Genomic DNA, 19,899 nt, shown 5'->3' with positions numbered 1-19,899 from the left:
ACGCGGTCCGGCGCTTCATGGAATGAACTGCACCTCCGGGAAGGCCGGGCACGGGCCGTCGAGCAGGTGCCCTCGGTGGTGGCGCAGGTGCAGGTCGAAGAAGGCGAGCGGGTACGCCTGCTGGATCCGCACCGCCCGGGCCGGATCGAGGGTGCCGATCCAGTCCCGAAGATCCGCGTCGCTCATCCCGACGGCCTGTGCCAGTTGTGGGACCAGGAACTGGACGTCGCAGTACGACGAGTGAACCGCGCCCTGCGCCTGGACGTTGAGCCGCCATCCCCGCAGGCGCGACCAGAACTCGGCGACGCTCGGCTGCGTGGCCCGGGGGAACTCGGCGGTCATCAGCATGAACGGCCGGTCCAGGTCGGTGGTGACCGTCGGCTGCATCGGCCCGTCGAAGCTCAGCCCGGCCCGGACGCGCCGGTCCTCGCTCATCACCCAGGCCGTCGCCGTCGCGCCCTTCGACCAGCCGAACATGCCGATGCGCTGCGGATCGAGGGCGCCGAGCAGGCCGGCCGGCAGCGTCCGTCGTCCGGCGTCGGGGTTGCGCCCGGCCGCGAGGTCCTCGACGCGGTCGAGCACGAACCGGATGTCGGTGGCGAAGTCCCTTGGCGTCAGGGCGGGTCGGTCGAGCGGTACCGTGAGCCGGCCGTCGGGGAACACGCTGAACGCGTCGTACGTGTGGTCCACCGTGACCACCACGTACCCGTGGCTGGCAAGCTCCTGCACGACGATGGTGGTGTCCGCCCGGTGATCGTGCGCTCCGTGCGAGAAGACGACGACGGGCAGTCGTCGGCCCGTTCGCAGCACCGGTGCACCCTCGTGGCCGGCCGTGAGCGGCGCCACCGCGACATCGGCCGGAAAGCCCGCCGAGGTCAGGAGCGCCCGCGCCACGACGGGGGACGTCCAGCGGGCCAGTGGATACCGCTCGACGCCCCGGGCCGGGTACCAGACGGCGGCCATCAACTCGCGGTGATGCCCGGGGCCGACCACGGGATCGGGACGTGAAGTGTCGACGAGGTGCAGGGGCACCGTGCCCACCGGGTACGGTCCGGTGGGCACGGGCAGTTTGAGCCGCACCGGTCCCGGGGCGGTCGAAGCCGCCCGCGCCCGGCCTGCGGCGCCGATCGGCACGGCGGCCCCGGCGGCCAGCGCGGCCCCGAGCACGCGACGGCGGGGCATTCCTTCTCGGTTCGTGAACGGCATGGTCGTCATGGGCCCTCCCTGGGTCTGTGGACAGCACTGGGCAACGCCCGGCGCTCGGGCCGCCGGCCCGGGCGGCGGTGTCCCGTTCTCGATCGGCTCAGTGGCTCGGTGGAGTGCGGCCTTCGCGTGGCGCGGACATGAGGTAGGCGAGCACGGCCAGCACCCGGCGGTTGTCGTCGTCGGAGGGGGCGAGCTCCAGCTTGGTGAAGATGCCGGTGCTGTGCTTGGATACGGCCTTCTCGCTGATGAAGAGCCGGTTGGCGATGGCGCTGTTGGAGCGCCCCTCGGCCATGAGCTCCAGCACCTGGCGTTCCCGCCCGGTGAGCCTGGAGAGCGGTTCGCGTTCGCCGCGGCTGCGGCGGCCGAGCAGCTTGGTGACCACTTCGGGGTCCATGACCGTGCCACCCGCGGCGACCGTACGGATCGCGTCGACGAACTGGTCGTCGCTGAACACCCGGTCCTTGAGCAGGTAGCCGACCCCTCCGGCCCGGTCGGCGAGCAGTTCCTCGGCGTAGATCTGCTCGACGTACTGCGAGAGGAGCAGGATCGGCAGCCCGGGTATCCGCTCCCGGGCGGCGAGTGCCGCACGGAGCCCGTCGTCGGTGTGGGTGGGCGGCAGCCTGATGTCCACGATCGCGAGGTCCGGCCGGAACTCCAGCAGCGCGGCGAGCAGGCCCGGCGCGCTGTCGGTGGCCGCCGCGATCTCGAACCCGCGCGCCTTGAGGAGCCGGACCAGCCCCTCCCGGAGCAGGAAGAGATCCTCCGCGACGACTACGCGCACGGCACCTCCATGACCACGATCGTCGGCCCCCCGGGCGGGCTGCTGACCGCGAGGATGCCATCGAAGGCCGCGAGCCGCCGTTCCACCCCGGCCAGCCCGGTGCCCCGGGCGGGATCCGCGCCGCCCACCCCGTCGTCGACCACCTCGATGCGCAGCAGCCCGTCCGTCCGGGCCATGCGGATCTGGACGCCGTTGGCCGAGGCGTGCCGGACGGCGTTGGTGACCACCTCGGCGACGGCGAAGTAGCACGCCGACTCCAGCGGGGCGGCGAGCCGCCCGGGCAGATCGATCTCGGTCTCGCACGGCAGGGGCAGGTCCAGCGCGAGCGCCCGGACCGCCTCCCCGAGCCCCCGGTCCGCCAGCATCGGCGGATGCATCCCCCTGATCAGGCCGCGCAGTTCCGCCAGCGCCGCCGCCGAGGCGACACGGGCCTCCACGACGAGTGCGGCGGCCTCCTGCGGATCGCTGTGGATCATCTCCTCGGCGACCCGCAGGTTCATCCCGATGGCGACCAGCCGTCCCTGTGCGCCGTCGTGCAGGTCCCGCTCGATCCTGCGCAGCTCCGCGGCCGCGGAGCTGACCGCATCGGCTCGTGTCTCGGTCAGCTCCCGCACCCGCCGGGCCAGCGCCGGGTCCGACCCCCTTCCGAACAGCCGTCCGGCGTCCGCCAGCACGGTTCTGGGCAGCAGCCAGAGCCCGAGGGCCAGGAGCACCGCCCCCTGGATGCCGCCGAGGACCGATGCGTGGTGGGCCACCATCTCGAAGTCGACGGACGGCGCCGGCACCCGGGGGGAGCCGAACTTCCGTACGTCCACGAGTCGTGGTCCGAACCCGCTCTGGGCGATGTCGTACGCCCCGATCCCCACCAGCCCCAGGACGGCCAGGTTCGCCGCCGCCCCGGGCCACCGCACCAGCCCGGCCACGACGGCGGCCAGCAGCGCCAGCCCGACCAGGTAAGCCGTCATCGCCGGCCCGATCCCGGTGCCCGGCGGCGCGGACTGCCACAGTTCGAGGCCGAGCAGGTCGCCGGTCATCACCACGACGGCGGGCAGCAGCAGGGCCCAGCGCGCGGAGCTCGGCGCGTCGGCTCCGGCCAGACGCGCGGGCCTGCCGTTCGCCGGCCGGCGCAGAGCCGCACCGGCCAGGGCGGCGAGCACCGCGACGCTCACGCAGCCCACCAGGACGTTCAGGGGCGTCAGGCCAGAGGCGGCGGGGGAACGCGTGAGCGCGTGCGTGAGCCAGTACGTCCATTCCAGCAGTTCGCCGGTCACCGCCGCGACCACGGGCAGCACCCACCGCCTGGGCACGCGCGCCGAGGGGAGCAGCGTGGTGGCCAGGAGGCCGGCCATCAGCAGCGCCGCCGCGAGCAGCCCGTCGGGTTGCAGATCCGGCGCGGTGACGACGTAGCCGCCCGTTCCCGCGGTGTTGTGCAGGGCGAGCACCAGGGCCGGCACACTGCCGTACGCGGCCGTACCCACCAGTCCCGCCACGACCGGCCAGCCGATCCGCCCGGCCGGTCGCGCGGTACGCCCCGGCCGGTCCCGCGCCTGCTCCGCCCTGAAGGCCAGCACCGCGCAGACCGCGGTCAACGCCACGAGCACGCCCATGGGCCAGGGCGCCCCACCCACCGGAAACGGCCACATACCGCCCCCCCATCTCGTCCTCCGGGCCACACGCTGTGGCCCGGGGATCATGCTGCTGCGCGGGGACCGGCAAGCACCATGGGCCGAAACCCACTTCCGGGGTAGGCGAACACCTACCCCGGCCGGCTCCGCCCGGAGACAGTCCCGGGTCGCTGACGCAAGGCCCGGGAAACAAGGCAGCGCCCGAGCCGGCCGAAGCCGACTCGGGCGCTGCGTAGCAGGTCGGAGGGGGTAACCCCTCCCCCGCCGCCGTAGGCCCTGTGGGACTCGAACCCACAACCAATGGATTAAAAGTCCTGGTCAAGGCTTGCCGGGTGGTTCCGGGCCGTGCTTCGGGGTCCGGAACCACCTGGTCAGGGCATGTGCGCCGTGACGGGCGGTGTGGCTCGTGACAGCTCGTGCCGCATCGTCCGCTCACGCATCGCTCACGCAAAAAGAACCTGCTGAGCAGCGCGTTCAGTACCAATGAGCGCAGTACTACTGCTTCAAAATGCTCATGATCTCGGCCGCTTTGGCGATTGCGACCCGCGGCCCGTATGCGGCCGCAGCAGCCACCACAGCTACAGCGGCCGCCAAGACGGTCTCGACTCCTGAGGGAAGCCCTGTCAGAACGGCCAGGCAAACCGCTGCTACTGGAGCGGAGACCACGGCAACCAGCCGAAGCCCTTCTCGGTTGGCCACCGGAACCGTGCCTCGAAGCCTCTGCTCTGGCAGAAGCCTGCCAGCGTTTCCGGCAGCGTAGCTGTTGCCGATCTTGGCGAGCAGCGCGGCCAGACTGCGGAGCCCACCAATGCCCTTGGTGTCAACCTGCGCCTCGGCAAGCTGCAGTTTTGCCACTACGAGGGCGGCGTGACGCTTTGTGCTGCGCTGCCGGGGAGATCCACGCCTGACGCTGTTCGAGATCCGGTGGACCCGCAGAAGCGACCGCCGAACGATGGAGCACGTGTCATCCAGATGCCGAAGCGCCTGATGCCTGGCGCTCGTATCCGCGCTGGCCACAGCCTCGCACGCCTCGATGGCAGCCATGATCGAGAGCAGGAATCTGTAACCCACGATGGCCTTGCCACGCCGGGCGGCCCACATCAGGAGGGGCAACGTCACACCAGCGAGCATCAGCGCCGGTGGCCTCAGGTCCGGTTGCACCCGCTGAGTGTCGATGGTTTTGATCACGGCGATCAACAGGTCGAAGGCCCCCATGCTGACTGCGAAGGTGAGCAGTTGATAGCGGAGTTTTACGGATCCGGCGGTCTTCCGGCCAGCCTCACGGAGATCATGGATCGGCAGGTCTGCCAAACCAAGCGGTTGGAGCGCCTGAGCTGTCGGCGCTATGTCCCGATCGGCAACCCTCGCGTTCCAGGCCGACCACCACTCTTGTATCCGGCGGATCCGACGCGCGACCCAGGCAAGCGATCGGTACGTCACCATCACTATGGCAACGAGTAACACAGCTCCGATGACCGACCGCTGGATCGCGGCTATGCGCTCCAAGTCGATGTGCATAGGAGGATCCTGGCGTGGAGCGCTGACACTCGCTGCCGACTCGACCTAGTTTGGTGCTGCTTGGTGGGGGCGCCGTGGTGTGTTCGAGAGACCTTGGGGGCATCAAGCCAGACATGGCCGATCTGATCACGAAGTGGGCGACGGAGGTAGCCGAATCCGAGCTCGCCGCTGAGCTTCCCCGGAGGTGGGCCCATACGCAAGGAGTGGCCGAGCGCGCCACCGAAGTCCGGGGGCTTCTCGGGGAGCACAGCGCTCTTCTCGTCGCTGCCGCCACCCTGCACGACATCGGGTACGCACCTCGGCTGGCCGTGACCGGGTTCCACCCGCTGGACGGGGCCAGGTTCCTTCGCGACGAGGATGGGGCCGACGAGCGGCTGGTGCGGCTGGTCGCGAACCACTCTTTTGCCCTGCTGGAGGCTGAGGAGCGCGGGCTGCGGGACGAGTTGGCGTCGGAGTTTCCATTGCTGGAGGAGCCGTTGCTGGTGGACGCTCTCGTGTACTGCGACATGACGACGACTCCCGACGGTGCCCCAACCAGTGCGCGGGAGCGGATCGCGGAGATCACCAGTCGGTATGGCGCGGACAGTGTGGTCGGCCGGTTCATCCGCCGTGCGGCCCCTGAGATCCTCTCTTCTGTGCAAAGGGTCGAGGCAGCGCTGGCGGCTCAGCCGAGGTAGGGATAGGTGCCGGCCAGGTAGTCCCCGATCTGCTGGCGCATGCTCGGGTGGATGTCGTACTGGTCGAGGTCGGCCGGCTGGACGAAGCGCACCCCGTCAGCCTCGTCGTTGATCGTGGGAGCTCCGCCGATGGGCCGGCCGATGTACGTGTTCTCGTACTGCTGGCGGATCTCTCCGTCGCTGTAGGCGACGATGTGGTTCGGGTTGGTGTAGACGCCGAGGAAGCCCGTGATCTCGGCGATGATGCCGGTCTCTTCCAGGCACTCGCGTACCGCGCACTCTGCCGCGGTCTCGCCGATGTCCTGTGCGCCTCCGGGAAGCGCCCACTGGCCGGTGTCACGGCGGTGCTGGAGAAGGATGGCTCCGGTCTCGTCGACGACGAGCAGGTTGCTGGCAGGGATGAGGGTGTTTGCCTTCGGGGCGGCCGGGTCGTTGTAGTACTCAGTCCTGCCCATGGGCGGTGGTCCTCTCGTGGTCGGGTGTCCACGGCCGCGCGGCGGCCCAGACGGCATCGAAGCTCTGAGCGTAACTGTCGAACCACCCAGTGCCTTCAGTCCTCTTGAGGTGAAGCAGGGGGTTGGCGCTGGCCGGCTGCCCCCAGATGTGGGGGTTGACCAGGAGGTTGTCGTCGTAGCGGAACATGGACGTGTAGAGCGTGGTGTCGTGGAGGCGTACGGCACACCCGGCCTCGCCCAGCAGGGGTCGGTAGTACGTCAGTGATGCTCGGATCTTGGCGGCAAGAGTGTCGCCGATTCCCTCTTCGCGGCCTCGGATCGCGACGGCCTGACCGTCCGGGTCACCGAAGCACAGGCGCACCCGGACCCCCTCCGCCGCGCGCTCGGAGAGCATCTTGGCTACGTGCGGATTGGACTGCGCGAAGAACGTGCCGGAGAAGACGAGGACACCGATCTCGTGCTGGGCTTCGCGCAGCAGCGAGAGCCAGACGTCCCGCGGCACACTGGCCCGGTTCTGATAAGTGCCGACCAGTTCGGTGCCTAACCCGTCACGCGCTCGGCCGGGCCGTCGAGGCGACGCCGGCCAAAGGAAGGTCTCTTCCACGCGCAGGTGGCGGGCGACGCGGAAGCGATGCCGTGCGTGTGGAACACGCCCTCCCAGCCACCGGCTCACCGTCTTGGGGTCCACCTCGCAGACTTCCGCGAGCGATTCGGGCGAGACGCCGCGCTGCGCGAGCACAGAGTGCAGTCGGTCGTTCACAGGAGCCATGGAAGCGGCCCCATGCATGATCGCGCAAGGACGTTATGGGACGTTGTCACGGAAGCAGAGCTCCGAAGGGACTGCCTACCCTGGCGCCATGGAGCTCATCGTCCTGTGGGACATCGACCACACCCTCATCGAGAACGCGGGGGTTAGCAAGGAGATCTACGCTGCCGCTTTCTCATCACTCGCGGGACGCGAACCGTCGGAGCCGGCGCGTACCGAGGGGCGCACGGATCGACTCATCATGCGGGATATGTTCCTTCGTGACGGGCTACCTGTACCCGAGTGGTCCGTCATCGAGGCCACCCTCGCGCAAGCTGGGCATGACCGCCTTGATGATCTGCGCCTGCGCGGGACGGCTTTGCCCGGGGTTCACGAGGTGCTCAAGGCCGCTGCCGCACGAAGTGGTTGGGTCTCCTCTGTCCTGACCGGCAACATCGCCGCCAACGCTCACGTGAAGCTTTCCGCTTTCGGCCTCGACTCGCTGTTGGATTTGCCTGCCGGCGCCTACGGAGCGGACGCCGAGCTCCGCCCCGAACTTGTCGCGGTCGCGCGTGAACGCATACAGCAGCGCCGTGGCGTTCCGGCTGATGTGCCCCTGGTCCTCGTGGGAGACACCCCCCGCGACGTGGAAGCCGCCCTGGCCACGGGTTCCGCGATCCTTGCGGTCGCCTCCGGTGTCCACAGTGCCGAGGAGCTGGCCGCTGCCGGCGCCCACGAGATCCTGCCGGACCTATCGGACACCAGGCGGGTTCTCGGCATCCTGGAGTCCTTCGCGGGCGTGTAAAACGTCCCAGGACGTCCTCGGACCGTCCCCGAACGCGGTGACGAGGTCCCCTGGCAGACCGCCACCATCGGGGTTCCCACCAGGCAGTCAGCCGAAGGAGCCCATGTGATCGAGGAAGTCACCGGGATCAGGAAGATCCGGATGCTGTACCTGCAGCTGCTCTACCGCTGCAACTTCACGTGCCTGCACTGCTTCCACGGCAAGCGACTTCAGTACGCCGACGCCTTCACCGCCGAGGAAGCCGTCAGTCTCCTCACCCTGATGCGAGACGAATACGGCACGGAGGCCGTCACCCTCCTCGGCGGCGAACCGTTCGTCCACCGGGAGCTCCCGCAGGTCGTCCGGCACGCCAAGCAGGAACTGGGCCAGCGCGTCGAGATCTGCACCAACGGATATCGGATCGAGCGCCGCCTGACCGAGATCGCTCCGCACCTGGACCTGCTCAGGGTCTCCCTGGAGGGGGTTGGCTCGACCAACGACGGCATCCGGAAGCGCGGCAGCTACCAGAGCGCCCTCAGCTCACTCAGCCTGGCACGGGACCTCGGTGTTCCGACGGGCGCGACCATGACCGTGACCTCTCAGAACATCGGCGAGGTCCTCCCTCTCGCCAGCATCCTCGGGCAATTCGGGGTCCGGCAACTGAAGCTCCACCACCTGAGGCCGGTAGGCAATGCCGCTGACCACCCCGAGCTGCTGGTCACGGACACGACCGCCTACGGCCGGCTTCGCGAAGAGCTCGCACAGACCAAGCTGCCGCTTGAGGTGATCGTCGACGAGGACCTCTCCGAGCACGGTGCTCCGGCGGTCTGCGCTCCGCCCAGCGGGCCTCGCGAGATCGACCGGATCGAGGCCGACCCGCGCGGTGCGCTCACCATGTCCTGCAAGGCGGTCGGTAAGGACTCCCACGCGTTCTGGTACGAGAAGGCCGCGAACCGCATCGTCCACAGGCCCTCCGCCACCGACGAGCTCACGCTCTCCGTACCGGACGTGGTGTACGCCCGTGCCTGACCAGCCGAGATTCGAGAGCCTGGAAGGCTTACGGGCCACTGGGAAGTCGACGATCGCTCCGATGCTCGCCGTTGCCCGTCAAGCCGTCCTTGTGCCCACCGTGCCAGCCTTCTACCAGCCCCTCAGGCGCGAGGTGGACAGGCGGACGAACGTCGAGGCTCGGATGTGCCTCTACCTCTCCGCACTGTTCACAGCAGCCGAAGAGATCCAGCGGCTCCTCAGAAGCGGCGTTCCGGTTGTCGTGGAGAGCTATTTCGCCCGGTGCCTAACCAGCCACCGAGCCTTGGGCGCCCGGCTCGGCGTCACTCTGCCGGCCTGGCTGCCGACTCCCGTCACCTACTACCTCGTATGCGCTGACAACGAACGCCGGCGCCGCCTCGCATCACGGAACAAGCCGACATCGCGATGGGACGCGCTGACGGAGCCCGACACGGACCAAGTGACGGATGCTTACGCCTCGTTCCCGATGCAACGCATCGACACCACGGGGCTCACCCCTGAAGAAGTCCTCCGCGTGATCACCGCCACCGATACGCAAGGAGCGCACTCCCATGCAGACACAGAGCCTGTGGGAGCACACCCTCACCTTCTTTCCGCAGTTCCTCGCGACCCTGCAGGAACGCGTTGCTCCTGATGCCACGGTCGCGGTCGTCGGTGCAAGCGACGGCAAGTTCGTCCTGCCCCTGGCCGCGGCTGGGTACCGCGTAGTGGCCATCGAACGCGACGCGCTCGCCGTGCACGGAGGTGAGGTCCGCCTCCCGGGCGGCATCGACGTACACGCCATGGGATTGATCGACCGGCTCAAGCTGGAGGAACTCCGGGCCCGTGTGCAGGTGATCGAAGAGGACTTCCTTGCGGGGGAACCTCTGGACGTGCCGTGCGAGGCGGTCTGGACGAGCTGCTCGTGGCACTACAGTGCCAACCACCACCGCCCTCTCGCCGAGTTCGTCGACCGCATGCAGCGCCTGGTCCGCCCGGGCGGTGTGTTCGGTGCGGAGTTCATGATGCCCGTGGAACAGCGCCACCACATGGTGGAGCACTACACCTCTCCCGAACGCCTGCACCGTCACTTCCTCGGCGACTGGGACGTGCTGCTCACCCTGCGCACGAACGAGTTCATTGAGCGGCCCCACATCGGCCAGCCACACGACCACATCCATCGCATGGGCCTGCTCCTGGCGGCCCGTTCGTCCGCCCACACCGACCGTCTCTGAGAGAAGGATCCATGAAGCACGAGTACGAGGCGAAGTTCCTGGCCGTCGACGTCGCCGACCTGCAGGCCAAGCTGTCTGCCCTCGGTGCCGTCCAGGCGCTCCCCCGCACCCTCCTCACCCGCAAGATCTTCGAGAACGACTCCCTCGACGGCGGGGCGTGGCTCCGTCTGCGAGACGAAGGCACCCGCTCGACGCTCACGCTCAAGCAGGTCACTGATGCCACGACGATCGACGGCACCAAGGAGATCGAGACCGAGGTCGCCGACCTGCACGCCATGGCCGACATCCTCCGCCGAGTCGGCCTTACCGAGGTCCGCTACCAGGAGAACTACCGCGAGGAGTGGCGTCTGGGAGAGGTCGCCTTCGACTTCGACACCTGGCCCGACCTCCCCACGTTCCTGGAGATCGAAGGGCCCGACGAAGCGTCCGTCCGACAGGCCGCCGATCTCTTGGGGCTTGACTACTCCCAGGCCCGGTTCGGCAGCGTCGACGAGATCTACAAGAGCGAGGCCGGCCGCGACATCCTCGCCGAGCCCACCCTGCTGTTCTCCGATGGCGAGAAGCAGGAGAAGGCTTCCTCGGCGGCCCAGGGAGCCTAATCGGGGAAGCGTCCGAACCATGCTGACGGAAATCGCCTTACAGCACAGGGTGATCCCCGGGATCGCAGAATTCGCCCGAGGGGGACTACCCGCCCCAGCGGCCACGGACGACGGCAACGAATGGGTCGACGGGTTCTGCTGGCTCTATTGCGGCCAGCGCTGGACACGCGTCCTGTGGATCGGCCCCGCGAGCGTCGCCGGCGCCCAGGCGCCCATGTATGCATGCGGACCCTGCATCCGCGAGCTCCAAGCACGCGTCTGGGAGTCGCTACTCAGCAGGGATGAACCGACTCACTCTGACCGGCTGTACGAGCCCACCGCCCCAAGACCAACCTCGGGCCGACGTACTGGCAGAAACCGCGGCCAGAGCCGGTTCCTCCGCCACGGTTAAGCCCCCGCCCTGGCCACGGACGAGCCTGCCGTCCCCCGCGGCACGAGCCCTGTGGCCAGGGCGGGTCTCCTGCAGTACACCCACGGGCGCCACGCCCGTTGACGCCTCCGCCCGCAGGGAAGCTACTCTCCGCTTCCCTGCGCGCGGAGGCGCTCGATCTCCTTCTCCAATGCGGCTACTCGCCGCTCAAGCTCCGTACGGGTCAGCCTCTTCGGCCGCGAAGAAGGTGCTGGCTTCACAGGGGACCGCGGTTCTCCGGCCAGCCCAATCGGTTCGAAGGCCACGATCGCTGATGGGTCCTTCCCGCACTCCGGGCACTGCATTGATGACGAACCGTGCAGCGTGGGCTTGCGATTCTCGCAATGCCGCCGAGTCTCAACGATGTGGCCGCAATAGAGCCGTACGCGCCACCGCATGATCTCGCGCTCAGCGGTCTTGAAGTTGCGCAGCATGTCCAGTGCCCTGTCTGCGGCTGCGCGGCGACCTGCTGCGAGCACAGGGTCTGCCCGTTCTTCGGCCTCCTTCGCAGCGAGCACCTTCTCCACCCAACGTTCGATGTTCTCCGACTGCTCCTGCTGTCGGTGATCACCGCGGGTGAGCTGGTAGTCCTCCAACGGACAGCCGTGGCTCTCGTACTCCACCTCCCGCATGGCCGACACCGTAGTCCTGGGCAACGGGGCGCTCATGCAGAGTTCTTTCCCGGTCGACTGTCATGCCGCTCTGTGCCGAGCTGGACAGCCGACGATGGCTAAGTGATCGTGCACGACCGAGTGGACTCCTTGACCGCCCGGAGCCCGCTCGGTCATGGTCGCGCTAACGTCGGGGACGGGCGTCCCCTCCTTGAGTGGCGACACGGGCGGCCTGCTGCGGTGTCGGGATCGGGCTTCCCGCTGGCCAAGCCCCGGTGGTTGAGCGTCGGCGGGCAGCTTCGGCTCGGCGGTTGGGTGCCGGGTTTCGGCCGGTGTGCTGGATGCGGGTGATCAGGACGCGGGCAGGATGACGGGCGGTGGTCAGCTCGCGCTGTGCGGCGGCTTCCTTGAGGAGCTGGTGGGGTTGGTGGCCGCGGGCTTCGGCGTCGGCGAGCACGGTGGCGAGTGCCGGCCAGGCCGGGTCGGCGAGGATCCGCTTGGCGTGGTCGGGGACTGCCGCTCGTACGTCGCTGGCCAGGACGCCACACGCTTGGGCCCTTGGGGGCCGGGCTGCGAGTTCGGTGAGCGTGGGGGTGAGGGCGTGGTCGGCGGCGGTCCGGAGGTGCTGGACTGCCTGGCGGGCCGCTTCGGCTTGGTGGGCGTGGTTCTTTGCTTCGTGCCAGCGTCCGGCGACGATGGCGGCCCAGACAAGACCGGCGAGCAGGACGGCGAGTGCGCTGCCGTCGGGACCGGTGGCGGTGTGGACGATGTCGCGTGCCGCGCTGCGCAGCGCGTGGGCGGCGCGGTCTTCGGCGCGGATCTGGGAGCGCTGGGCTCGGGCGAACGCCTTGGAGGCGGCTCGGAGTTCGGCGCGCAGGTTGGCGGGTGCTTTCTGGGCGGTGGCTTCGAGCAGCTCGCCGAGGGCTGCGATGTGGGCCTGGGCGTGTGTGTCGTCGGCGAGGCCGATGTGGAGGGTGTCGAGGGCGTCGGTGGCCTGCTGCCAGGGGGTGCTGGGGTGGTTGCGGCGGGCGGTGGGGTGTTCTTCGGGTCGGCCGGATTCAAGGCGGGCCTTGATCTTGGGCAGGGAGAGGTCGGGGGAGATTTTGCTTCCGGGGTGGTAGATCTGCTCGCCGGCCACGTTGACGTCGCCGGGGCGGCCGGCGGCGTAGCCGAGGAGGTCTCCTGACGGACCGCGTCGCGCTTTGACCTCGATGCCGTCGGCTGCGAGGTAGGCGATGAATTCCTCGGCGTTGGTCACGTGGGGAATGGCGGCGCGGATGCGGTTCTGGAGCCATTCGGGGCTGGTCTTGTCCCAGCCGAGGCGTTCGGCCTTGTGCATCTCGGCCTGGGTGGGGCGACGGGCGCCGGTGCGGTCGCCCTTCTTCAACTGCCTAAGCCCGTAGTCCTTCTCGATCTCGCGGCAGGCGTCGCCGATGCGCAGGCCGCTGTCGTGGAGTTTGGGGCGGCGGCCGTCTTCGCGGACGGTGGTGGCGAGGATGTGGATGTGGTCGTCGGCGTGACGTACGGCGATCCAGCGGCAGGCCACGTCGTCGTCGGCGGGGGCGATGCCGGCGGCCTGGACGATGCGCTGGGCTATCTCGGCCCACTCGGCGTCGGAGAGGTAGCGGTCCTCGGGCGCGGCGCGGACGGGGCAGTGCCAGACGTGGTCGGTGACCTTCCTTCCGAACTCGCTGTTGCGCAGGCGTACGGGCGCGTCGAGGTGGCGGGCGAGGTCGGTGAGGGTGGCGTTCTCGTCGCGGCCGGGGTCGGGCATGCCGAGCATGGCGAATCCGGCCACGATGTGCGGGTCGAGGTGTTCGTCGTGGCGGCCGGGGCCGTAGAGGTAGGCGAGCAGGCCGCGGGTGTTGGACCCGGCCGGTTTGATGGCGGCGATCACGCGGGCGCCTCCGTTTCCAGGTCGGCGGGCTCGCGCAGGGCTTCGGCGATCAGCTCCAGCAGGTCCTGGAGTTCTGCAAGGTGCCGACGGATCTCGGGTGGGGTGAGGTCGCTGTTGAGGGCTCGGGCAATCTGGTTGACGTTGACGCCGATCCGGTTGAGCTGGCGCAGGACCTGGGCGCGGAAGATGTGCGTGCGGCGGCGGTCCTCGGACAGGGGCAGGTTGGCGGTGAACCGGCCGCTGATGAATGCGAGGACGATGTCGGCGGCGAAACCGGACTCGCCCTTGTAGCCGTGCTCGGTGGCAGCCTCCTGGAGCAGGACGTGCTCGTCGCCGGTGAAGCGCAGGGGGCCGACGCGTACGGTCCGCTTGGTGCCGGTGAAACGGCGGATCGCTGGCTGGACGCTCTGCACGGCTCGATCCTCGGCGGCTGGCACGGTGGCGGGTGCGGGGTGGAGGATCTGGCGCTGGACGGTGTGGAACGTCTCCGGGTCGGCGCTGCCCTCGGCCCCGAGCCCTTGGTCCTGCGCCCCCTGGCGCTGGGCCGTCTCCGCCACCCCCGGGGCGGAGACCCCCGAAGACCGGCCTTGAGTCGGACTCGGGGTACTACTGGCTCCGCCAGGGGCACCCCGTCCGAACGCACGCCGCAGACGGTTCATCAGCGTAGAGGACTTCGTCAGCGGTATCGGCTCGTCTGGGGTGTCTTGAGGGTGGTGCGGGTTGTGCGTCACGGGCGGTGCTCCAGGAGGGGTGGGCAAGGCGGGCAATTCCGCAGGAGGGGGCGGCGGAGTGGGGACAGTCACCGCCTCGTCCACAGATGTGGATAAGCGGGCGGCGAGTGAGACCGGTGGCCGACTGGCCGGGGTGACCGGAAGGGTTCCGGTCACCCCGTGGAGATTCCGGTCAGCCGCTGTCCGGACCGGTCTCGGCGGCGGCTTCGATTTCGGACCGGAGGGTGGTCATCACGTCGGTCTGCCGCTCGCTGCTGATCGTCAGGCCCTTGGCCTTGACGGCATTCCGGAGCAGTGACCGGGTGAGCGTGCCGTGCTCGGCGAGGGCGATCCGGCCGATCTCCACGAGTTCCTCAAGCGTGGCGCCGGGCGGGCGGCCACCGCGCGGCCTGCTCTCCGCAATCTCGGACGGTGGGTTCGACGGCTGGCACGACACGGCGGTCGGCGGCACGGGCTGGGCGGGCTCGGCCGGTGCCTCGGCAAGCGTGGCGGGGGCGGTGACCGGTGGTTCCGGCGCCTGGACCGGCGCGGGTTCCGGATGGCCCGCAGGCTGGTCGACGAGCTGATGGATCTGCCGCATCAGGACGCCGAAGGCCAGCAGCGCTGCGGTCGGGGGGACCGCGGCGACCACGTAGTCGAGCAGCGGCACAGTGCCCGCGCTGCCCGTGCCGTTGACCCCGGCCACGTTGAGCGCGATGGAGCCGACCGACCCGGTGGCCGTAAGGGCGATCGCCCACCTGTCGGTCACCCGGCGCAGGCCCGCACGGAGCATGAGCAGTTCGCCCGCGACGATGAACGCATCCAAGGTCGCCGGCCAGGCCCAGCGGCGAGTGGGAGAGCTGCGCAGCCCGTGCTGTCCGGCGACCTCGGCGAGGTGTGCGTACGACAGCCAGAATCCGCTGATGGTGAGGGCGACGATGACGACTCCGGCTGCACCGAGCGTGTACCGCTCGATGTCCTTCTTGGTCATCGACAGCCGTCCTTCGTCGGGACGGTGCCCCCGGTAGGTGGGGCTGGGTGTGGGGGTAGGGAGGGTCAAGCGGGGTGCTCCTGGGGTTTGGCGGTGTGATCCGTCTTGCCGTCTTGGCCGTTGCAAGCGCAGGTCAGGGCCGGTACGGCAGGGCGTGGATGTGCCGTACCGGCGGCGTTCGGGCGTCGTCCGGCGTGTGCGGCGCGGCCTGACGGCGGGCGGCCTGCCGGCGGCGTCTCGTCGTGTCCCCGGCCGGGCGGGACGGCACTTCCACGTTGTGCCGTCCCACTCGGCGGGGCTGTGACCTGCGGTGATACGGCGAGGACGCGTGGGACGGCGCAAGACGGATCCGGGCGGCGTCCTCCCGGCGGCAGCGATTCACCATGATCGCTTTGCCGTCTTGTCGCCGGCTGCCGTCTTGCCTGCATGCCGTTTGACCTGCGGAATCACGGCAGGGACGGCAGGGACGCCCACCGGGGGATGCGGGGGTCAGTCTGCGCTGGGGGCGGCAGGCTCGGTGTCCACTGAGTGGACAGTGGGGCAGTAGCGCCGCCAGGGGTCGAGGAACTTGTTGCGCATGTAGCCCTTGCGCTGGGTTCCGTCGGGGAGGCGAACGTTGCCGGGCCTGATATCGAACTCTCGGAGCATCGCTGCCAGGTCCTTGGCGTTCAGCCCGTTGCGTCCCCACTCCGCCCAGGGGCTCTCGGCATCCTGCCGGAGCTGGTGGAGTAGTTCGTCCGTGGTAAGGCTGTCGGGCTCGCGCTGGGCTACGAACACCCTGCGGATGTCGGCGAGGATTCGGGCTCCGCCGGGCCGGTCCTCCTCTGCCTCGACCTCTGCGGCGACCATCCGTGCGCACGCCTCTCGGACGCGACGGGGCCAGGATCCGGCGGCCAGGTCCGCGATGATGACCAACGGCTCCCAGGTGTCTGCGGCCCGGTCCTCCACTGGCATGTCCGGCTCCAGGTCCGCTGCCTCATCCAGCAGCGGCCTTGCCCATGCAGCGATCCGGTCGCGCAGGTCGTGCAGAGCGGGGATGTCGCGTCGGGAGCGGAAGGGCTTGACGCGCTCGCCCTCCGCCCGGCGGCGCATACGGATCACCACAGCCCGGTCCATGATCGTGTCGGGCAGGTCACCGATCCCCGCGAGGGCCGCCATGGCAAAGGTGGCGAACCGGTGCGGGGTGTGGTCGTTGCCGACCACCCGCGTGACGTAGCGGTTGCGTTGGTGGCCGGCGTTGAGCAGGCCGCGCATCTCCTCGTTCTTCTCCGCCATCTTCGGCGTGCCGAAGATGGTGTCCGCCTCGTCCACCAGGAGCGTGGGCGGCTCCTCGGTGATCGACCGGAACACCGCAGCCGGTGTGGTGTTGATGGTGAGCATCGGCTCGTGGACCGTCTCGGTCAGTACGTCCAGCAGCCGCGACTTGCCGCACCGCTTCGCCGGCCCCACCACCGCCAGACGCGGCGCGTGCTGCCAGGCCGGCTGCAGATGCGTCGCCGCCACCCACAGCGTCACCGCATCCAGCGCCTCCGGCGAGGGCAGGATCACGAACTTCGCTATCTGCTCACGCAGTTCGTCCAGCAGCGCCGAGCCGACGGTCGGCTCCGGATCCGGCGCCCGGGTCTCGGCCGCCGCGACCGACGCAGCGTGCTCGGGTTCGCCCTGGTCGGGCTTGCCCGGCACCGCGACCGACGGCCATGCGGTGGCAGGGGATACGGGGGTGGAATAGGGCGCAGGGTTCTCAGGTTGCACCAGGTGGCTCCTCTTCTGCGCCGCTGGGCATGCAGGCCCAGCGGCGCGGATCGTTCGTTGGAGACGGGCGACGGGGATTCCCGAGCCTCCGGCGTTGCCGCGCCGGAGGCTCGCTGCGTTCAGAGACTGAACACGCTCTGTGTCCCGAGTCGGGACACTCGCTCGGTGCCCCGAGGGAACACGGACAGTACGTCCACCCCCGGCGACAGTCCAGCGATTCTGTGTCAGCTCAGCGCAGAACCGTCTGCTACGCTGCCGCCCCTTCACGCCGCCAGACCCAGCAGTTCCCACAAGTCCGCGGTCACCACCCGGTAGGCGTTGCCCAGGCGCAGCACCTTGCACGGGTAGGCGCCTCGCTTCGCCAGCTCATAGCCCTTGCTCCGGCCGAGCCCCAGCGCTCGATTGCTCGTGTCCAGGTCAACCGCCACCGGGAGGGCGAGTACCTCCTCCCGACTCATCCCCTTCGAGCCCTTCGAGTCTCCGGCCATCGCGTCGTCGCGCATGCAGTGCGCCCCTTTCCATGCAGCCCTCGGCGAACGCAGTCATCACGTCCGGCTCCAGGCGTCTACCAACCAGGATGGCCAAGCTAATGTGTCTTTATGACACAACGCGGCTTCGATGATGGAAGTGACGAGGACGACGTCCCCGAGTGGGCGGACCGGATCAAGGCCAACGTCGCCGGCGAAGTCCGGCGCAGAAGGAAGGAGATGGGGTGGAGCGCACAGGACCTGGCGGACCGGTGCGAACAGCTCGGACATGCCATCCCGCGCAACGTGATCGCCAACATGGAGTCCGGCCGCCGGGCCAACCTCCCCCTCGCGGACGTCATGGTCCTGGCCGCCGCCCTGGAGACGTACCCGGTCTGCCTGATCTTCCCGGTCGGCTACGTCGAAAAGACCCAGGAACTCCCCTTCCAGCACCTCGTGCCCACCTGGGACGCCCTACGGCGCTTCACCGGGGAAGAGGACGTACCCGGCTACGACGCGGGCCTGGTCCCCGACTTCGAGCTTCACGCCAGTCTCGTCCGCACCGCTCTCGCCGCGCTCGAAGAGGAAGAACAGGCCCGGTTCGCGGCCAAGACGGCCACCAGCCGCGCCGAGAAGGAAGAAGCCGAGCGCCAGCAGGCCAAGTACGCCGATCAGGCCGTCTCGGCCAAGTACAGGCTCCGCTACCTCCGCCGCGACCTCCGCGAGGAGGGGGCCACCCCACCTGATCTGCCACCCGCACTGGGCGATGTCGACCCGCCCGAACCCGATACCGAAACCACCCCGGAGGAACGCCTTTGAAGGGCTCCACCTACCGCCGTTGCTCCTGCCGCGACCCGAAGACCGGCAAGGAACTCGGCGCCTCGTGCCCCAAGCGCAAGGGCCGCAAGCACGGTTACTACTCCATACGCCAGGAACTGCCGCCCCGCGAGGACGGCACCCGTCGCTCCTTCAGCCGCGCCGGCTACGAGTCCCTCAAGGACGCCCAGTCGGAACTCGACCACGTCCGCTCCCTGCTGGCCCTCGCGGACAAGGACGACCCCGACAGCCTCCAGCGCCTCGCCGCCATGCTGGCGGAGGTCGCGGCCGAGAAGGCCCCACTGCCGGCCATCGAGGAGACCCAACGCCGTCTGCGTGCGGGCCTGGCCCTCCGTGGCAGCCTCACCGTCGGCGAGTGGCTCGACCAGTGGTTCGCCGCGAAGAAGCGCCGCAAGACCACGCTGAACGGTTACGCCTCCCACATCCGCGTCCACCTGAAGCCGCGCATCGGCCACGTGCGCCTCGACCGGCTCAACGTCGGCCACCTGGTGGAGATGTTCGACGCGATCGCCGACGAGAACGAGGTGATCGCGGCCGAGAACGAGGCCCGCCGCGAGCAGATCGCCCGCTGCAAGCCGAGCAAACCCGGGCGACCCGTAGGGGCCGAGCGAAAGCTGCTCGCGGCCGAGCGGGCCAAGCTGGCGGAGATGAAGCCGTTCCGAAAGATCACCGGCCCGGCCACCCGGCAGGCGATCCGCCGCACCCTGCGCGCGGCGCTGAATTCCGCGATCGCCCAGCAGCTCATCACCTTCAACCCTGCCTCCCACGTCGAGCTGGAGTCCGGCAGGCGCCCCAAGCCCCTCCTCTGGACCGAGGAGCGGGTCCGACGCTGGCGCGAGACGGGCGAGATCCCCGGCGCGGTCATGGTCTGGACCCCGCAGCAGTTCGGCGCCTTCCTGGACGCCGCCGAGGGTGACCGGCTGTACGCGATCTTCCACCTGATGGGCACCCGCGGCCTCCGTCGCGGCGAGGCGGTCGGCCAGGACTGGCACGAGATCGATCTCGGCGCCGGCCTCATCACTCCGGCCAAGGAGATCGTGGTGGACGGCTGGGACCTCTACGAGTCCGAGCCGAAGACAGACGGCAGCGCGAACACGATCGCGCTCGACAGCATGAACATCGCCGTGCTGCGCGACCACAAGGCCCGCCAGGACAAGGAGCGTGCGGACTGGGGCGGCGCCTGGCAGGACACGGGCAAGGTCTTCACGAAGGAGGACGGCTCCTGGCTCCACCCCGAGACGGTGTCGGAGACCTTCCGCCGTATCCTCGCCACGACCGACCTGCCCCCCATCACCCTGCGGGACCTGCGCCACGTGGCCGCGACGCTCACGCACGGAGGCGGCGGCGACATCCACACGGTGAAGGAGACCCTCCGGCACTCCACCATCACGCTGACCTCGGACACGTACACGAGCCTGCTCCCGGAGCTCGACCGCGAAATCGCTGAGAAGGCAGCGAGGCTGATCCCGCGGTCCCGTCCGGCAGCCGCCGAACCGTCCGCCCCGGCAGCGTTCGATCCGCAGGCCACCGGCACATCCGCCCAGGCGTCACACGGGGATTGAAGTCCCGGCCCGAAAAGCAGCGACCGGGCG

The 19,899-nt window shown here is 69.4% G+C and carries 19 protein-coding genes and 1 tRNA gene; 7 read left to right on the top strand and 13 right to left on the bottom strand.

Features of this window, described 5'->3' with window-relative positions:
- Positions 1-15 precede the first annotated feature (15 nt).
- From ACZ4SW_RS31665 to ACZ4SW_RS31645, 5 genes are all read right to left on the bottom strand, one after another.
- Positions 16-1,215: an alpha/beta hydrolase family protein gene (locus tag ACZ4SW_RS31665; protein WP_468252260.1), complete on the bottom strand. Its 1,200-nt coding sequence runs from the start codon at positions 1,213-1,215 to the stop codon at positions 16-18.
- A gap of 88 nt (positions 1,216-1,303) precedes the next feature.
- Positions 1,304-1,987, bottom strand: a complete 684-nt coding sequence (locus tag ACZ4SW_RS31660; protein WP_468252259.1) for a LuxR C-terminal-related transcriptional regulator — start codon at positions 1,985-1,987, stop codon at positions 1,304-1,306.
- Positions 1,978-3,594, bottom strand: a complete 1,617-nt coding sequence (locus ACZ4SW_RS31655; RefSeq protein WP_468252258.1) for a sensor histidine kinase — start codon at positions 3,592-3,594, stop codon at positions 1,978-1,980. The genes ACZ4SW_RS31660 and ACZ4SW_RS31655 overlap by 10 nt, the downstream gene beginning before the upstream one ends.
- Positions 3,595-3,883: 289 nt before the next feature.
- A tRNA-Lys gene (locus ACZ4SW_RS31650) sits at positions 3,884-3,957 on the bottom strand.
- Positions 3,958-4,107: 150 nt separating this feature from the next.
- On the bottom strand, positions 4,108-5,130 hold the full coding sequence (locus tag ACZ4SW_RS31645; RefSeq protein ID WP_263230752.1) for a hypothetical protein: 1,023 nt from the start codon (positions 5,128-5,130) through the stop codon (positions 4,108-4,110).
- Between the two features lie 113 nt (positions 5,131-5,243).
- Here ACZ4SW_RS31645 and ACZ4SW_RS31640 point away from each other — a divergent pair, with 113 nt between their 5' ends.
- Positions 5,244-5,807, top strand: coding sequence for an HD domain-containing protein (locus ACZ4SW_RS31640; protein WP_351928361.1), 564 nt, complete (start codon positions 5,244-5,246; stop codon positions 5,805-5,807).
- Here ACZ4SW_RS31640 and ACZ4SW_RS31635 read toward each other — a convergent pair.
- The gene (locus ACZ4SW_RS31635) at positions 5,795-6,262 is read right to left on the bottom strand and encodes an NUDIX hydrolase (protein WP_468252256.1); all 468 of its coding nucleotides are present in this window, start codon (positions 6,260-6,262) and stop codon (positions 5,795-5,797) included. The genes ACZ4SW_RS31640 and ACZ4SW_RS31635 overlap by 13 nt on opposite strands.
- The gene (locus ACZ4SW_RS31630; protein WP_185867937.1) at positions 6,249-7,022 is read right to left on the bottom strand and encodes a helix-turn-helix domain-containing protein; all 774 of its coding nucleotides are present in this window, start codon (positions 7,020-7,022) and stop codon (positions 6,249-6,251) included. The genes ACZ4SW_RS31635 and ACZ4SW_RS31630 overlap by 14 nt, the downstream gene beginning before the upstream one ends.
- Positions 7,023-7,119: 97 nt before the next feature.
- Here ACZ4SW_RS31630 and ACZ4SW_RS31625 point away from each other — a divergent pair, with 97 nt between their 5' ends.
- The 4 genes from ACZ4SW_RS31625 (at position 7,120) to ACZ4SW_RS31610 (ending at position 10,633) form a co-directional block, all read left to right on the top strand.
- Positions 7,120-7,812 (top strand): HAD family hydrolase, encoded by a 693-nt coding sequence (locus ACZ4SW_RS31625; protein ID WP_263230755.1) that lies wholly within the window; start codon positions 7,120-7,122, stop codon positions 7,810-7,812.
- Positions 7,813-7,917: 105 nt separating this feature from the next.
- Positions 7,918-8,820, top strand: coding sequence for a radical SAM protein (locus tag ACZ4SW_RS31620; RefSeq protein WP_263230756.1), 903 nt, complete (start codon positions 7,918-7,920; stop codon positions 8,818-8,820).
- A 551-nt stretch (positions 8,821-9,371) separates the two neighbouring features.
- A complete protein-coding gene (locus tag ACZ4SW_RS31615; RefSeq protein ID WP_263230757.1) occupies positions 9,372-10,034 on the top strand; it encodes a class I SAM-dependent methyltransferase in 663 nt (220 codons plus the stop codon).
- An 11-nt stretch (positions 10,035-10,045) separates the two neighbouring features.
- On the top strand, positions 10,046-10,633 hold the full coding sequence (locus ACZ4SW_RS31610; RefSeq protein ID WP_263230758.1) for a class IV adenylate cyclase: 588 nt from the start codon (positions 10,046-10,048) through the stop codon (positions 10,631-10,633).
- A gap of 513 nt (positions 10,634-11,146) precedes the next feature.
- Here the strand turns inward: ACZ4SW_RS31610 and ACZ4SW_RS31605 are convergent.
- The 6 genes from ACZ4SW_RS31605 to ACZ4SW_RS31580 all read right to left on the bottom strand — a co-directional run bounded on the left by ACZ4SW_RS31605 (position 11,147) and on the right by ACZ4SW_RS31580 (position 17,506).
- Complete coding sequence (locus tag ACZ4SW_RS31605; RefSeq protein ID WP_263230759.1) at positions 11,147-11,674, bottom strand: hypothetical protein; 528 nt, start codon at positions 11,672-11,674, stop codon at positions 11,147-11,149.
- Positions 11,675-11,837: 163 nt separating this feature from the next.
- A complete protein-coding gene (locus ACZ4SW_RS31600) occupies positions 11,838-13,550 on the bottom strand; it encodes a relaxase/mobilization nuclease domain-containing protein (RefSeq protein ID WP_468252254.1) in 1,713 nt (570 codons plus the stop codon).
- Positions 13,547-14,107, bottom strand: coding sequence for a MobC family plasmid mobilization relaxosome protein (locus ACZ4SW_RS31595; protein WP_468252253.1), 561 nt, complete (start codon positions 14,105-14,107; stop codon positions 13,547-13,549). The genes ACZ4SW_RS31600 and ACZ4SW_RS31595 overlap by 4 nt, the downstream gene beginning before the upstream one ends.
- A 346-nt stretch (positions 14,108-14,453) precedes the next feature.
- The gene (locus tag ACZ4SW_RS31590) at positions 14,454-15,251 is read right to left on the bottom strand and encodes a DUF2637 domain-containing protein (protein WP_388576008.1); all 798 of its coding nucleotides are present in this window, start codon (positions 15,249-15,251) and stop codon (positions 14,454-14,456) included.
- A 489-nt stretch (positions 15,252-15,740) separates the two neighbouring features.
- The gene (locus ACZ4SW_RS31585; protein ID WP_468252251.1) at positions 15,741-17,003 is read right to left on the bottom strand and encodes a DUF3631 domain-containing protein; all 1,263 of its coding nucleotides are present in this window, start codon (positions 17,001-17,003) and stop codon (positions 15,741-15,743) included.
- A 263-nt stretch (positions 17,004-17,266) separates the two neighbouring features.
- Positions 17,267-17,506, bottom strand: a complete 240-nt coding sequence (locus ACZ4SW_RS31580; RefSeq protein ID WP_225099819.1) for a hypothetical protein — start codon at positions 17,504-17,506, stop codon at positions 17,267-17,269.
- Positions 17,507-17,602: 96 nt separating this feature from the next.
- On the opposite strand from ACZ4SW_RS31580, the gene ACZ4SW_RS31575 reads away from it, so the two are divergent.
- Together ACZ4SW_RS31575 and ACZ4SW_RS31570 are read left to right on the top strand one after the other, a co-directional pair.
- The gene (locus ACZ4SW_RS31575; RefSeq protein WP_468252250.1) at positions 17,603-18,289 is read left to right on the top strand and encodes a helix-turn-helix domain-containing protein; all 687 of its coding nucleotides are present in this window, start codon (positions 17,603-17,605) and stop codon (positions 18,287-18,289) included.
- Entirely contained in the window at positions 18,286-19,869 is a 1,584-nt protein-coding gene (locus tag ACZ4SW_RS31570; protein ID WP_468252249.1) for a site-specific integrase, read from the top strand. The genes ACZ4SW_RS31575 and ACZ4SW_RS31570 overlap by 4 nt, the downstream gene beginning before the upstream one ends.
- The last annotated feature ends 30 nt before the right edge of the window (positions 19,870-19,899 follow it).

The sequence above is a fragment of the Streptomyces sp. NPDC028331 genome (assembly GCF_055565775.1).
This window is presented reverse-complemented; position numbering and strand designations above follow the sequence as displayed.